The 14488-nt window shown below is 38.3% G+C and carries 15 protein-coding genes and 1 pseudogene; 3 read left to right on the top strand and 13 right to left on the bottom strand.

Annotation, left to right across the window (positions count from 1 at the left end):
* Positions 1-52: 52 nt before the first annotated feature.
* The 13 genes and pseudogenes from L3081_RS26325 to gspC all read right to left on the bottom strand — a co-directional run bounded on the left by L3081_RS26325 (position 53) and on the right by gspC (position 10867).
* The gene (locus L3081_RS26325; protein WP_274620310.1) at positions 53-280 is read right to left on the bottom strand and encodes a GspL/Epsl periplasmic domain-containing protein; all 228 of its coding nucleotides are present in this window, start codon (positions 278-280) and stop codon (positions 53-55) included.
* Entirely contained in the window at positions 252-1367 is a 1116-nt protein-coding gene (gspL, locus tag L3081_RS03635) for a type II secretion system protein GspL (RefSeq protein ID WP_274620309.1), read from the bottom strand. Before gspL ends, L3081_RS26325 begins: the two co-directional genes overlap by 29 nt.
* A complete protein-coding gene (gene gspK / locus L3081_RS26320; RefSeq protein ID WP_274620308.1) occupies positions 1367-1975 on the bottom strand; it encodes a type II secretion system minor pseudopilin GspK in 609 nt (202 codons plus the stop codon). The genes gspL and gspK (L3081_RS26320) overlap by 1 nt, the downstream gene beginning before the upstream one ends.
* Positions 1965-2417 carry a type II secretion system minor pseudopilin GspK gene (gspK, locus tag L3081_RS26315; RefSeq protein WP_338027093.1) on the bottom strand — a complete coding sequence of 151 codons (453 nt, stop codon included), beginning with the start codon at positions 2415-2417 and terminating at the stop codon, positions 1965-1967. Before gspK (L3081_RS26315) ends, gspK (L3081_RS26320) begins: the two co-directional genes overlap by 11 nt.
* Complete coding sequence (gene gspJ, locus L3081_RS03625; RefSeq protein ID WP_242283579.1) at positions 2417-3091, bottom strand: type II secretion system minor pseudopilin GspJ; 675 nt, start codon at positions 3089-3091, stop codon at positions 2417-2419. The genes gspK (L3081_RS26315) and gspJ overlap by 1 nt, the downstream gene beginning before the upstream one ends.
* On the bottom strand, positions 3091-3477 hold the full coding sequence (gspI, locus tag L3081_RS03620; protein ID WP_242283577.1) for a type II secretion system minor pseudopilin GspI: 387 nt from the start codon (positions 3475-3477) through the stop codon (positions 3091-3093). The genes gspJ and gspI overlap by 1 nt, the downstream gene beginning before the upstream one ends.
* On the bottom strand, positions 3470-3907 hold the full coding sequence (locus L3081_RS03615) for a hypothetical protein (protein ID WP_242283569.1): 438 nt from the start codon (positions 3905-3907) through the stop codon (positions 3470-3472). Before L3081_RS03615 ends, gspI begins: the two co-directional genes overlap by 8 nt.
* 40 nt (positions 3908-3947) lie before the next feature.
* On the bottom strand, positions 3948-4109 hold the full coding sequence (locus L3081_RS03610) for a type II secretion system protein (RefSeq protein WP_242283568.1): 162 nt from the start codon (positions 4107-4109) through the stop codon (positions 3948-3950).
* 179 nt (positions 4110-4288) lie between these two features.
* Complete coding sequence (gene gspG, locus L3081_RS03605; RefSeq protein WP_242283566.1) at positions 4289-4729, bottom strand: type II secretion system major pseudopilin GspG; 441 nt, start codon at positions 4727-4729, stop codon at positions 4289-4291.
* Positions 4730-4814: 85 nt separating this feature from the next.
* Positions 4815-6050: a type II secretion system inner membrane protein GspF gene (gene gspF, locus L3081_RS03600; RefSeq protein ID WP_242283564.1), complete on the bottom strand. Its 1236-nt coding sequence runs from the start codon at positions 6048-6050 to the stop codon at positions 4815-4817.
* Positions 6050-7642, bottom strand: coding sequence for a type II secretion system ATPase GspE (gene gspE, locus L3081_RS03595; RefSeq protein ID WP_274620307.1), 1593 nt, complete (start codon positions 7640-7642; stop codon positions 6050-6052). Before gspE ends, gspF begins: the two co-directional genes overlap by 1 nt.
* Positions 7642-9808, bottom strand: a pseudogene (gene gspD / locus L3081_RS03590) (type II secretion system secretin GspD). Before gspD ends, gspE begins: the two are co-directional and overlap by 1 nt.
* Positions 9809-9898: 90 nt before the next feature.
* Positions 9899-10867, bottom strand: a complete 969-nt coding sequence (gspC, locus tag L3081_RS03585) for a type II secretion system protein GspC (RefSeq protein ID WP_242283562.1) — start codon at positions 10865-10867, stop codon at positions 9899-9901.
* A 263-nt stretch (positions 10868-11130) separates the two neighbouring features.
* Between gspC and hslR the strand changes: the two genes are divergently transcribed.
* From hslR to pckA, 3 genes are all read left to right on the top strand, one after another.
* Positions 11131-11544 (top strand): ribosome-associated heat shock protein Hsp15, encoded by a 414-nt coding sequence (gene hslR / locus L3081_RS03580; protein WP_242283560.1) that lies wholly within the window; start codon positions 11131-11133, stop codon positions 11542-11544.
* A gap of 5 nt (positions 11545-11549) precedes the next feature.
* Positions 11550-12446, top strand: a complete 897-nt coding sequence (gene hslO, locus L3081_RS03575) for an Hsp33 family molecular chaperone HslO (protein WP_242283559.1) — start codon at positions 11550-11552, stop codon at positions 12444-12446.
* A 321-nt stretch (positions 12447-12767) separates the two neighbouring features.
* Entirely contained in the window at positions 12768-14378 is a 1611-nt protein-coding gene (pckA, locus tag L3081_RS03570) for a phosphoenolpyruvate carboxykinase (ATP) (RefSeq protein ID WP_242283557.1), read from the top strand.
* Positions 14379-14488 lie beyond the last annotated feature (110 nt).

The following is a 14488-nucleotide window of genomic DNA, read 5'->3' as shown; positions in this document are numbered from 1 at the left end:
TGCTCACGTATGGCAAGCCCATGCCACCATGCTTTCACTGAAGATACGTTCATTATGAACCTTCCTTACTACTTGTTTTGCTAACAATACTAAATGACCCTGTTACCTGATCACCCTGATTATTTTGTGCGCCTTGTTGCACCGTTAAATTCTCAGCAACAAGCGCACTTTTAAAACGCTCAAAATGTTGGTAGTCATCGGCGATTGCTTGCAGTCGAAGTTCTTGACGTTTACCATCAAATTTTAACGACTCAGGTTTTAATCTTTGGAACTTTCGCAAAAGCAGGTTGTACTTGAGACAACATGGTTAAAAAGCCAGTTTGATCGTTTGTTCCGCCAACTTGCGCTAATTTTCTTTTAAGTTGCGACTTAACAATACCAATAGGTACCTTTTTGGCACTGGGAAAAACTTTTTTATAACGGGTAATAATGTGTGTTTCTACATCGCTTATTTGGGCTGAAAGCTGCCATAATTGGGCACTTTTATAGCCAACATTAAATAATAACGCGCAGACAGCAAAACCGGCAGCCCAAAGCCAATTGCTGAGATTTTTTGAGCGACGCTCTTTTATCTTAAACTCACCTTGTAATAAGTTGAAGCTACTACTTTGGCTATGCTGTGCAAATAATGCTAAAGGCAATTCTTCTTCTGCATTAACAACCGTTATGCCATTTTCGTTTGCAATATCATCAACAAAAGGTAAGTTGGAATAGGCATTGATTGTGGTGGTACTTCCTTCTGCCGACTCGTCTTCCTTTTGTCCTGAGAAAATAAGGCTATTCAACAAAAACTGCCAGGCATCATTGTCTAATGTATAGCCTTGCCATTCATCTTGGCGAATCACAATTTGTGTACTTCTGACTGCTTTCTCTGACGTTGAATTAACACAATGAAGTGCTATAGCACTATATTGCCCCTCAACATAGGGCATAGCCAAAACATCAGGTTGCATGCTTTTCGTTTCAATATTGGCATCAGTTAACCACGACTGCCATTGCAACATTTGAGCACGCTCTGTAATAGCCACAAAACAATTGTGTTCACTCTTGTTGTTTGCCAAATTAGCATAAGCAAAGAATAATTCGTCAACATCTTGTGCCAACTCATCTTCAAGCATATAAGGTACAGCTGAGCGCATAGCGCGTTGCGATTTAGTTGGCACAACTAAACGCTTTAACAACACGTCACAGCCTGGTACAAATACCCTAACTACACGTTGCTGCGCTTTATCAGTTAACTCACTTAACTGTTCTGCGTTCGATAATTCACCACTGGCAATAATCTCTTGTTCTGTGGTATTAATTATCAACCAAGATATTTCATCTTTTGCTTGGCTACCTAGGCGTATGTATAAAATTTCGGCCATTAATTGCGTCCTACGGTGCGACTTATCACATCAATATATTTGTTATTAGTTACTTTCATCACGGAGTTCATGGCAAAATAGCTATCATTAAAACTCGCACTCGTTTTAAGTGTAAAGTATTCGCTATCAACTACAAACTGATCTTTTTTATCATTAAAATTTTTGAGTTTTACAACTTCAGGTAGGTTGTAAAACTCATCAATAGAAGCAAATCCCTTTTCACCTCTTGCGCTTAATATATCTTGCGCTTCATCTATCGTTACATCAAGTAAGGCTTGCAACAGTTCAACATGTTCACTATTGAGTGTATTAATGTTAACTTTGTGCATATCACTTGCAGGAATAACGCAAACATAGGGTTTTATTTTTTCAATAATCTTCGGTGTAAAGTGCTCTATAACTCTCAATTCATTGACACTCGCTAAAAAGTTATTCGCAGCAAGGTATGGAAACTCCCTTGACGCATAGTCATTATCTTCTGCACCACCGGCACTACTTATGCTACTGTTTGAGTCAAGCCAATCTGTCAGTGCGTCAGCCATTGATTCAGCTTCAAACTGGCTTACATCGTCAATTTCCAAATTTATCAATAGTGCTTCAAATGCCAAACGTCTTTGGCACTTTATTTGCGTTTTGTGCTCGGCTTGCGTTATTTGTGTTATTTGTATCGTTACTGCCTGAATTTGTATTATTTAACGGCGCTCGTAGTGCATTTAGATTTAGACAACTTTGCAAATCTGATATTTCGCCTGTTATTTCACCAAAATCAACAGGATAGGTGGTTTCACCTTGTGCCCAAATTTGTCCTAAATTCGTTACCTTTTCATCACCTTGAAACGCTGTAATTAATACTCTTTTTGTAAACGCCTCTGCCCCCATAGCATACCAGTAGGCTTGTTGATTAAACGCCACATTCGCACTACGCTGCATTTGCACTTGTAAACGGGCAGTCATTTGGCTCGCAATTACTGCACATAACGCAACTATGAGCATAACGGTTATCAGTGCAACACCAGTTTGCATATTAAATCGAGCTTGGTTGCGTATCACTAGTTACTACCTGATAATTGTGTTTGTTTACTTTGACCGTCGCCAGGCACTAAAAACTGCCGACGGATAACGCCATAATCTTTTGTATCAACCTCGATAGCCATTGCTAAAGGTAACGTATTATTTGACCATGACTTTTGCCATTTATCGCCATCATAATATTCAAATGATACTGCTGTGACGTCACTAATTAATGGTCTTATTTTCGGCTCTTCACCTACCACTGAATCAACAAAATTAGCGTGCAACCGTTGCAGGGTTCCTTCAAATAACCGGTACGAAACTGCCTGCATATCACTGCGCGGTAATAATAAGCCAGGATTTGTCCATCCCTGCCTTACAAAAGCAACCGCTTGATCTTCACTGCCAAAGGTATCACTAGTACTTTGTATAAACTGCGCTGACGGCGCCTCACCTTCAAAACGGATAGTACGACGTGCAATTTGTGTAATATCACGTTCAATAATCAAAAAGGCGCGTTGTAATTCATTTTGCCTTTCGCTGCGTTCTTTAGATGTCGCGTCACCTTTTAATACAGAATCAAATATTGTGAAGCTCGATAAGCTAATCAGAGAAAAAATCGCAATGGCAATCAGCACTTCTAATAAGGTAAAACCTTTGTTCTCATGCTTGTGCGTAAAACAACGAGATAATGCGACGCCAGTATATGCCATTATTGCTCCGCTTTAGACACATAGGTGGTGAAACTACCTACCGCAAGTTCATCATCTTTATTTAACCGTACTTCCATTACTATTGCGCGCATATCATTATCAGTTGTTTTAAGTACTTTTTGTGTCCAAAACCAATCCCGGCCGACCATTTCAACTTCACCTTTTGCATTATTTTTGGGAGGCCACGTTGGCGCGATACTCGCGGCAACCAATTGATTCGACGCTACCCAATTAGCAAACATTTTGTCTTCTAAGTGACCAATATTACGCGCATTATTGCTCGCGGTACTTAATAACGCAACACCCGCTATAGAAAACACACCTAACGCAAGCATGACTTCAATTAACGTAAAACCGAGTGATTTTGATTTTGCAGTATTAATCATCTAACACGGGTCCTTCTATCGTTAACGGAATACTATAAATGCCGGTAACACGATAAGCTAAAGTGGTTAAATCCGTATTTAGTGAAGCTTGGTCTGAAAACTGAAATGTTAAACTAAATGGCGTGATATCGCCTCCTGACAATATATATACTTGAGGTATTAATTGTTTTTCTTTTTCTGAATCGCTGTCTTGTTCGTCTGAATCAAAAGACAGAAAATCATCATCTTCATTGGTAAATACAGATGAATCAAACAATAAAGGTTCTTCAATGGGTAGATCATCTAAAGCTAACGTAAACTTTACACCTTCAGGTAACGTTTGTGCAGTTAACCAATCTTGCGACGCTATTTCACTCCACTTAACGCCGTCGTAACCTAAAAACTGATAGGTATTTTTATCAATATACAAACCTAATTCAATGTTATTCAATAAGCCATAATTTGCTGCACTTTCAAAAAGCGTAGCAAATTTATAGGCTGGTTTTTTGTAGTGTTTCTTCTGGTTTATTGCCCGAAAAATTAAACTGCACTACAGACACAATTAGACCAATAAGCGCGATCACCATTAAAACTTCAAGTAATGTAAAGCCTTTGGTGTTGGTGATTGTTCGTTGCGTAAATGGTTTTATCATTGATTCAAATCTAAAATTGATAGAGTACATATCATGGTTTTATTTTGGTCCGTCGTAATTTACGCTGATAAAAAACAATAAAGGGCAATAAATTACCCTTTTAGTTTTTATACCTTAGCCAACATTAAACCTTCAACAAAAACGCAGTAGCTTAAATTATCGGTCTAACGTAAATTTTACTACTGGTAGTCACCTAAGTTCCAATTACCAATATCATCTTCTGTGCCAACTTCACCATCAGGGCCTCCGGTAAACACGTCCATCTTGCCATGTTCACCAGGATTTAATAATAGGTAATCATTACCCCACGGATCTTTAGGAAGACGTTTTACATAGCCACCATCCGGAAAACGACGAGGCACTGGGTCGATATCCGTTTGTGTTGTTAACGCCTCTAACCCCTGTTCTGTACTTGGGTAATCGTAATTATCTAATTTATACATGCTTAGTGAGTTTTCTAATGCAGTAATATCTTGTACGGCTTTTTGAAGTTTAGCAGTATCCTGGCTGCCCATTAAATTGGGGACCACAACACTTAACATCATACCGATGATAACAATAACTACCATCACTTCTAATAAAGTGAAACCCTGTATACTATTGCGTCTATTTTTAACCATCATTTTTCCTAGTTATTTGTCTAATATAAATTTAACTTGTTTTGAGCCCATTGAAAATACAGTACTAACTGTATAGTTATGCAGTTTACCCACCAACAAAGGTGTTTAATTTCAAAATAGGCTCTAATATTGCCATTACAATAAATAACACAACACCGACCATAACTACCATGAGTCTTGGTTCAAAAGCTTTTAATGAAATGTTCACTAAGGCTTCAAACTCTTTATCTTGGTTATCAGCAGCTCGCCCTAACATTTGGTCAAGTTGGCCACTTTTTTCACCACTGGCTAGCATGTGTAACATCATTGGTGGAAATAATTTTGTTTGCTCTAACGACAAATGCAAGCTTGAACCTTCTCGAACTTTATCGGCTGCTAATTTAACTTGTTGCTTGATGTATAAATTATCAAGTACTTCACCAGATATTTTCATACTTTCTAATAACGGTACTGCACTGGCTGACAATATACTCAACGTTCTTGCAAAACGTGCTGTATTAAGCCCTTTCGCTACCTTACCTATACCAGGAAGTGTGATAATTCGCTCATGATATGCCATTTCGAACTTAGGTTTCTTCAATAATTCGGAGAAAGCCAATATAATAATGGCGATGAATAATACAATCCAAAGACCATTCGCCTGTAAAAATTCACTGCTAGCAATTAAAAATTTAGTTGTGCCGGGTAAGTTGGCGCCCATGTGTTCAAACTGGCCAACAATTTGTGGTACTACTTTGGTTAACAATATCGCAACAACGCCAATAGCAACAACGGTCATAATTATGGGATAGACTAAGGCTTGAATCAATTGTGAACGCATTTGCTCACGTTGTTCGGTGTAGTCAGCTAAGCGATTTAATACTTTATCTAAATGACCTGATTTCTCACCTGCTGCTACCATGGCACGATAAAGTCGATTAAATACTTTAGGGTATTCCGCCATGCTTTCCGCCAAGCCATAGCCTTCAGTAACCTTGGTACGAACCCCCATGAGCATACTTTTAATACGGTTTTTTTCACCTTGCTCAGAAACGGCCATTAAAGCTTCTTCAAGTGGCAAACCTGATTCAACCAAGGTAGCCAATTGACGGGTAATTAATGCTAATTCTGCCGCAGAAACTTTGCCTTTGTCTTTTTGCTTATCTAACTTGCCAGATACGCCTACTTTCGATTTATTGCGAGCAATGGTTGGCGTTACTTCAGTCGGCATTAAGCCCTGATCACGTAATAACGCGCGAGCTTGTCTTGGGGTATCGCCTTCAATAACCCCTTTTTTAGTTTTTCCTTTGCGATCTACTGCTTGGTAATCAAATGCTGCCATTAATCTTCTCTTGTGACGCGTAACACTTCCTCAAGTGTTGTTTGTCCTGTCATCACCTTATCAAAACCATCTCGTCGGATAGAAGCGGTGTTTGTGCGGATATACTTCTCAATTGCTTGCTCGCCATGCCCGTTATGAATAATTTCGCGCACATTGTCGTCAACCACTAATAACTCATGAATACCAGTACGACCACGGTAACCTTTGAAGTTGCACTCACTACAGCCTTTGGCACGGTAAATCACTTGTTGATTATCGGCAGGCAAATTAAGTAAAGTACATTCTTCTTCGTTTGGTAGATGACTTTCACGACAATGAGGACACAGAGTTCGTACTAATCGTTGTGCCAGTACGCCGAGCAAACTTGATGATAACAAGAAAGGCTCAACCCCCATATCTTCCATACGCGTAATAGCACCGGCTGCAGTATTAGTATGTAGTGTTGATAATACTAAGTGACCAGTTAAACTCGCCTGCACACCAATTTGTGCCGTTTCTAAATCACGAATTTCACCTACCATAACCACATCAGGATCTTGACGTAATATTGCACGCAACCCCCGTGCAAAGGTCATGTCAACTTTTGTGTTAACTTGTGTTTGTCCTATGCCTTCAATAGCAAATTCTATGGGATCTTCAACCGTAAGAATATTACGCTCTTTTGAATCAATTTGAGTTAACCCGGCATATAAAGTGGTACTTTTACCTGATCCTGTTGGTCCAGTAACAAGAATAATACCATGCGGTTTATCAATAAGTCGGCTAAAGATATGGCGATTTTTATCTGTCATACCCAGATCTTCTAAATCTAATCGTGCCGCATTTTTATCTAATAAACGTAATACTACGCGTTCACCATGCCCTGTTGGCATAGTTGACACACGCACATCTACTGCTCGGCCACCAATTCGCAAAGAAATACGACCATCTTGAGGAATACGTTTTTCAGCAATATCGAGTTTAGCCATTACCTTAATACGAGAAACAAGTAATGAGGCAAGTTTTCGGTTAGGTTTCAACACTTCCCGTAATACACCATCAACTCGAAAACGTATCTGTAAAGCATTTTCAAAGGTTTCAATATGAATATCACTGGCACCCTCTTTAATGGCTTCGCTGAGCATAGCGTTAATCAATTTAATGATTGGCGCGTCATCTTCATTTTCTAATAAATCTTCACTTTCAGTCATTTCATCAGCAAGTGAGTACAAATCGACTTCATTGCCGATATCTTCCATCATTTGCTGTGCTTCGGACGAATCGCGTTGATAAACTTGTGTTAATAAAAGTTCAAACGATGAGGCATCTTGGATAGCAAAACTAAAGGGGGCTTTAATTATCCGACGTACTTCAACAATCGTTTCTATGCGGATGCTTTCTAGACAATGTAAAACATACTTGTTGTCGATTTTAGTCAATAACACACTATAGCGTTTGGCAAATGCAAAGGGTAAACGCCAAGCTACAGCGCTTTCATCAGCGTCAATGTCCAAGTTTTCATCTATATGCTCTACAAGGGGCTCGCCTATTTCATCATGGGCAACCGCCTGTTCAACTGCGATATTGTTGTCTTTAATGGCTTCCTCAGACATTACTTATTCTCTTCTACTGCAAGCGGTTTCAATACTTCGTCTGTTGCTACATCTTCTTGATTGAATTTACCGTCTTTAATCGACTCTTGATACTTATCGAACGAAGGTGGCAAGGTCAATTTGTCATTCCACTGCGGTAAAATAGGTAATTTTTCATCACGCATCAAAGATAAGCCTTCTTCTTGTTTACGTAACTGATCAGCGCGAATAAAGTTGTATTTCTCTTTCGCTAAATTATGCATAACACTTGAATCAGTCATAATCTGAGGTCGAAGAAATACCATTAAATTACGTTTTCTTGTGGTGTTTGATGTCGATTTAAACAAATGTCCAATAATAGGAATATCACCTAATAATGGCACTTTTTGCACACTTTCTTGTACGTCTTCATCCATTAAGCCACCTAAAATAACGGTTTGACCACTTTCCACCATAACAGTGGTTTTTATTTCACGTTTGTTAATTGAAATATCAACACCCGTAGTACCACTCACTGATGAAACTTCCTGTTCAATAGTTAGTTGTACACTGTTACCTTCATTTATTTGTGGCGTTACTAACAGTTTAATACCTACTTCTTGACGATCTACTGTTTGGAACGGGTTTGAGTTATTACTACCCGTTTGAGAACCAGTGATAATAGGAACTTCTTGACCAACTAAGAAAGAGGCTTCTTCATTATCTAAAGTAGTAATGCTCGGTGTCGCTAAAATATTAGAGTTAGTATCAGAGCTAACCGCCTGAATAATCGCACCCCAATCATTTTTCATAATACCAAACATGCCACCACTCACTGAACCCAGTATTTCTGCTAACAAGGTATAATCGCCTTCAGTATCGTTTAGTCTGTATTCATCAGAAATCTTTTTACCGGTTTCTGATGAATAGACGGCCGGAACTATATCTCCGTCTGTTCCTTCAGCAAGTTTGCCTGCGGCTGCAACAGATGAGATAGATCTTTGGTCCATTAGTAAACTGGGTAAAACCACCCGCTTCGCTATACCATTGCACACCTAATTGAGCGCCATCTGACTCATATACTTCAACAATAATGGCTTCAATATGCACTTGCGCGCGAGGCACATCAAGCTGACGAATAACCGATTCTAACGCACGTAACATATCAGGCTGACCTGTAATAACTAACGTATTGGTTGATTCATGAGCTTCAATACTGGTATCAGTTTTTGAATTAGCCGCGGCACGTGATTTATTGACGCTATCTTCTGAAGCGATAGTTTTACTCACTCCGTTCAACACTTTTACTAAATCTTCTGCTTTTGAATATTTAAGGTAATAGACTCGAGTATTGCCGCTCGACTCTAATTCACTGTCAAGGCGTTTCACTAATTTTGCTGCGCGTTCACGAGCTTTTACTTCACCACTAACAATCACACTATTACTGCGATCGTCAGCAACGATTTTGGGAATTAAAAAGGTTGGTTCGCCTGATTTTCCGCCAGAGGGTTTATACATGGCTTCGATAATTCGTACCATTTCACCTGCTGACGCATACTGTAATTTTATGATTTCTATATCTTGATCACCGACTCTATCGACACGTTCAATAATATTCACTAATCGATTCACTGTGGCGGCTGTACCCGTAAGCATAATAACGTTAGCAGGATCATAGTTCGTAACATTACCGCCACCCGCTTGATCTGATAACTGTCGTAGCAATGGCACTAATTCTCGAACGGTAACATTTTTCACTTCAACAATACGGGTAACCATTTCGTCACCCATTATTTTTCCATCATCACCAATAACCGGAATAGCAGCCGTTTTAGCATCTTTATTACGAATGATTTTGATAATATTATTATCTCTTTCTATCGCTGAAAAACCGTAAACCTGTAATACATTGAGGAAAAATTGATAATATTGCTCTTCTGATAATAAATCATAACTACGCACGTTAATTTTACCGCGTACGTTAGGATCAACAATCATTGTTTTTTTCAAGTTTTTGCCAACAATCGTGACAAACTCGACAATTTCCGTGTCTTTAAAACTTGGCGAATATTCTGCAGCACTTGCTTGCCCTACAGCAAAAATGCCGCTAAAGGCGAATGCAGTTGTCAAAACCAAGCCAAATTGCTTAAGTTGCTTAAACTTGTGGCGTAATGGTTTAACCACAATGGCGTTTAAGGGTGTGCCCATGAAAAATTCCTTATTGCTGCTTATTTATGCCAAAAGCTTTTATTAAAGCTAATGCTAATGAAAAAAGTTACTTACGTTATATTTAATCGTTTACTCTATGCTGAACAGTATCTGAATTAAGTCGCTATTGCGATCAACTAATAATGTAATATCTCGTTCAGTTTTTAATGCCGACATTGCTTGTGCTGCTTCTAACGGTGCAAGTAAATTATACCCATTCATTTGCACGGCAACATCACCCGATTTCAATCCAGATAAATTGAAAAAATCAGGATTTTTACCTGGCGATAAACGGTAACCTACAATTTCTCCCGCTTTTCGTGCCGGAGAAATACGTAAATAATCTGTTATTTTGCCCGGATCATTATTTAAATCTATTCTTAATTGCTGAGCACTCTCGCTTAAGCTCTTATTACTACGTTGGTCCACAACATTTGTAGTCGTTCCAGTTGACTGTTGACTTGTATTATTCTGATTTTGGGTAGCACGTTGTTTAGTACTTTCTTGTTTATGTGAAACGGTTTGTGCGGGTTGGTTATAATCCGCACCATCAAGCATCAAGGTTTCTGCACGACCGGATTGTTTTATTATAACGCGATCGATTAGCACCTGCTCCAGACTTGCACGTGTATCTTTTATAATATCACCAATACCGTAGGTTTCTTGCTTCCCTTTGTTTTCAATAATTGCTGCGGCAATTTTAGCATCGTCACTCGCAACTAAACCCGACAACGTTAATTGTAATCGCGTCTCAGGAGCATTAGTAATTTGCTCAACAACAACTTCTTTTTCTTGTGTCGTATATTTTCCAAATAGATTCAGTGCTTGTAGCTTAGATAAATCATGATTTTTATCACCTGATTGACCCGCTACTGACTTCCCTCCTCCCGTTCCACTAATGCTCATTACTTGATTGGAGTTAGGTGCTACTAGCCATGTTATTTTCGCCACCATAAAAGCAATATATATTAACAGCAATACGCTCAATGCCTGTGCAATTTTTTGTTGAGGTAGTTTTACCGCAGCGGAAAATGATGTTAGGTTATTTGTTAATGCCATTGATTATTTAAACTTCTTTTGTTCTTCATTAAAGAGAGTTAGTCAAGTAACTTTCTATGTAATACTTCTGTAATATTGCAAAAATTGTAATTTATAATGCAAGTTGTCGATAATACTCGACCATAAGCCTGCCAACAAGCAATGACCGCAGTTTTTAACGAATATTTACAAAAGAAATAAAAAGTGTGCGCAGTTTATGCGGGAATATGTTATTTTTCGCCAAAATGTGACTATTACTCTTATCAAATTAAATAGACAGTTTTATGGCAACAACAAATAAAAATAGTTCAACTTTATTAACCTCAACTCGATTAGATAAGTGGTTGTGGGCTGCGCGATTTTATAAAACCCGTGCCATCGCAAAACAAATGATTGATGGTGGTAAAGTTTTTTACAATGGCCAACGGACTAAATCAGGTAAAGCGGTAGCAATTGGTGATTCAATAAAAATTCGTCAAGGTTTTGATGAGAAAGAAATCACCGTTATAGCTTTAGCTGATACCCGTCGTGATGCCACATTTGCTCAAACCTTATATCAAGAAACGCCTAACAGTATTGAAACAAGAGAAAAAAACGCGCTCGCACGAAAACAAGGCATTTTACTTAGCCCGGCAAGCGATACTAAGCCAGATAAAAAACAACGTCGAAAATTACGAGAATTCAAAGAAAGGATATAAATATTATGTCTCAAACTGACACACAAACAACGGATATACTTAACCGTTACTTATTTAACGACAAACATGTCCGTGGTGAACTGGTACAACTAAGCCAAAGCTATCAAAGCATTATTAAAAATCATCATTACCCTGTTGGCGTTCGTATATTGTTAGGTGAATTATTGGCAGGTACTTGTTTATTGACCGCAACATTAAAATTTGAAGGCAGCATCACGGTACAATTACAAGGTGACGGTCCTGTTGGCTACATGTCTGTTAATGGGGATAATAAACAACAAATGCGCGGCATTGCCAAAGTCGTTGATGTAGAAAATGCTAAAGATGCACATTCCTTACAAGCATTACTCGGTAAAGGTAATATGATTATCACTATAAAACCTGATCAAGGCGAAGCTTATCAAGGAATAGTGGCTTTAGATAAACCAACCCTAGCAGAATGTTTCTCACATTATTTTGACGTTTCTGCCCAAATACCGACACAAGTTTGGTTATTTAGTGATGATAATAATATGCGAGTTGGCGGTAGCTTAGTGCAATTATTGCCTGATGGCGACGGAAGTATTGAAAACAAAGCCCAACAACACGAAGATTTTGAGCATATAGCACAATTAACTAATACGATAAAAGCGGAAGAAATTTTTTCCCTTGAAGCGGAAGCTTTACTTTATCGTTTATACCATCAAGAGCAGGTAAGTTTATTTGACCCCCAAGCAGTTTCTTATCAATGTGGTTGTTCAAGCGAAAAATGTTTATCGGCTATTGCTCAAATAGAACCGACAGAACTTGAAAACATGTTGGCTGAACAAGGGAAAGTTTCAATGACCTGTGATTACTGTTTAACCACTTATGATTTTTTTGCTGACCAATTGAAAAGTTTCATTTCGAAAGATATTCATTGACCGACAGCTTTCATTCTGATCAAAATACCTCTTATACACACTCTTTTAAGTAAATTCTGCTTAAAAGAGTGTTAAAGTCCTGCTTTCCTGCAAGCCTTGCTACTATTATGTTGTAATATTACTAACACCGTTCACTTCTCTATTTTCAATATTTCTGTTGCTTATACTGAAAACTTTCATCTTAGGTTATTTTTTACTTTCGTTTTGTTCGATTTTAAAATAGAATATCGAATTATTAGCTCGATGAAAACTTTTACCTATTATTTCAAAATTAACTTAACCATTATTTAATATTCGTCATACCCTAGGAGTGAATTTGCTATGACCGCCCAAGAAAACTCAATTGACTTGTCACAATACGGCATCAACGATGTATCTGAAATTATTTACAACCCATCGTATGAGTTACTTTTTAGTGAAGAAACAAAAGCCGATCTCGAAGGTTTTGATAAAGGCGTAGTCACCGAGCTTGGCGCAGTCAATGTTGATACGGGAATATTTACTGGTCGTTCACCTAAAGATAAATACATTGTTCGTGATGATATAACACGCGATACGGTATGGTGGTCTGATCAAGGTAAAAATGATAACAAACCAATGACTCCTGAAACTTGGGCTGATATTAAAGGTCAAGTCACTACTCAGCTTTCTAGCAAACGTTTATTTGTGGTTGATACTTTTTGTGGCGCTAACGAAGATACTCGCTTAAAAGTACGCTTTGTTACTGAAGTTGCATGGCAAGCACATTTTGTTAAAAACATGTTTATTCGTCCATCTGACCAAGAATTAGCAAACTTTGAGCCTGATTTTGTTGTATTAAATGGCGCAAAAACCACCAATAAAAATTGGCAGCAACAAGGGTTAAACTCTGAAAACTTTGTTGCTTTTAATTTAACTGAAAAAATTCAATTAATTGGCGGTACTTGGTACGGTGGCGAAATGAAGAAAGGGTTGTTCTCAATGATGAACTACTACTTGCCATTACAAGGCATTGCTTCAATGCACTGTAGCGCTAACGTTGGCGAAGATGGAGATACCGCAATATTCTTCGGTCTTTCTGGTACAGGTAAAACAACACTTTCAACCGATCCTAAGCGCCAATTAATTGGTGATGACGAACATGGTTGGGATGATAATGGTGTATTTAACTTTGAAGGTGGTTGTTACGCAAAAACCATCAATTTAAGCAAAGAGAATGAACCTGATATTTATAATGCTATTCGTCGTGACGCTTTATTAGAAAATGTAACGGTAGCTAGTGATGGCACAGTTGATTTCGATGACAATTCTCGTACAGAAAACACCCGTGTTTCTTACCCTATTTATCACATTGATAATATTGTTAAACCGGTTTCTCGTGCAGGTCATGCTAAAAAAGTTATTTTCCTAACGGCTGACGCATTTGGCGTATTACCCCCAGTGGCTAAATTAACACCTGCGCAAACTGAATATTACTTCTTATCAGGGTTTACCGCTAAATTAGCGGGTACAGAGCGTGGTATTACTGAGCCAACGCCTACTTTCTCAAGTTGTTTTGGTGCGGCATTCCTAAGCCTACACCCAACTCAATATGCTGAAGTTTTGCAAAAACGTATGCAAGCTGCGGGTGCAGAGGCTTACTTAGTAAACACGGGTTGGAATGGCACAGGTAAACGTATTTCAATTAAAGCAACACGCGCTATAATTGATGCTATTTTAGATGGTTCAATTGATAATGCTGAAACCACTATAGTGCCTATGTTCAATTTAGCAGTACCAAGCAAAATTGACGGCGTTGAAGGGGATATTCTTGACCCGAGAAATACTTATCAAGACACTAGCGAGTGGCACACTAAAGCCGTTGATCTTGCAAACCGTTTTGTTAATAATTTTGATAAATTCACTGATACTGATAACGGTAAAGCGTTAGTTGCTGCAGGTCCTCAGCTGTAATCCTCAGCTTTAGTAAACATAGCATTAGTAACCATTATAAATACAAAAACCACTAACAACATATTGTTAGTGGTTTTTTTTAGCTACTTCTTAGGTAAATTTTTTCTTAG

This window comes from Colwellia maritima, assembly GCF_022669015.1.
GTDB classification, from domain to species: Bacteria; Pseudomonadota; Gammaproteobacteria; order Enterobacterales; family Alteromonadaceae; genus Colwellia; species Colwellia maritima.
Note: the sequence above shows the minus strand (reverse complement) of the source record. Positions and strands in the feature narration are given on the sequence as shown.

Excerpts from the sequence above, each read along its gene's own strand:
- gspI (WP_242283577.1), bottom strand. The coding sequence starts at position 3,477 with ATGATTAATACTGCAAAATCAAAATCACTCGGTTTTACGTTAATTGAA.
- L3081_RS03610 (WP_242283568.1), bottom strand. The coding sequence starts at position 4,109 with ATGATAAAACCATTTACGCAACGAACAATCACCAACACCAAAGGCTTT.
- hslR (WP_242283560.1), top strand. The coding sequence starts at position 11,131 with ATGGCAACAACAAATAAAAATAGTTCAACTTTATTAACCTCAACTCGA.
- gspJ (WP_242283579.1), bottom strand. The coding sequence starts at position 3,091 with ATGGCATATACTGGCGTCGCATTATCTCGTTGTTTTACGCACAAGCAT.
- hslO (WP_242283559.1), top strand. The coding sequence starts at position 11,550 with ATGTCTCAAACTGACACACAAACAACGGATATACTTAACCGTTACTTA.
- gspF (WP_242283564.1), bottom strand. The coding sequence starts at position 6,050 with ATGGCAGCATTTGATTACCAAGCAGTAGATCGCAAAGGAAAAACTAAA.
- pckA (WP_242283557.1), top strand. The coding sequence starts at position 12,768 with ATGACCGCCCAAGAAAACTCAATTGACTTGTCACAATACGGCATCAAC.
- gspG (WP_242283566.1), bottom strand. The coding sequence starts at position 4,729 with ATGGTTAAAAATAGACGCAATAGTATACAGGGTTTCACTTTATTAGAA.
- gspL (WP_274620309.1), bottom strand. The coding sequence starts at position 1,367 with ATGGCCGAAATTTTATACATACGCCTAGGTAGCCAAGCAAAAGATGAA.
- gspC (WP_242283562.1), bottom strand. The coding sequence starts at position 10,867 with ATGGCATTAACAAATAACCTAACATCATTTTCCGCTGCGGTAAAACTA.
- gspE (WP_274620307.1), bottom strand. The coding sequence starts at position 7,642 with ATGTCTGAGGAAGCCATTAAAGACAACAATATCGCAGTTGAACAGGCG.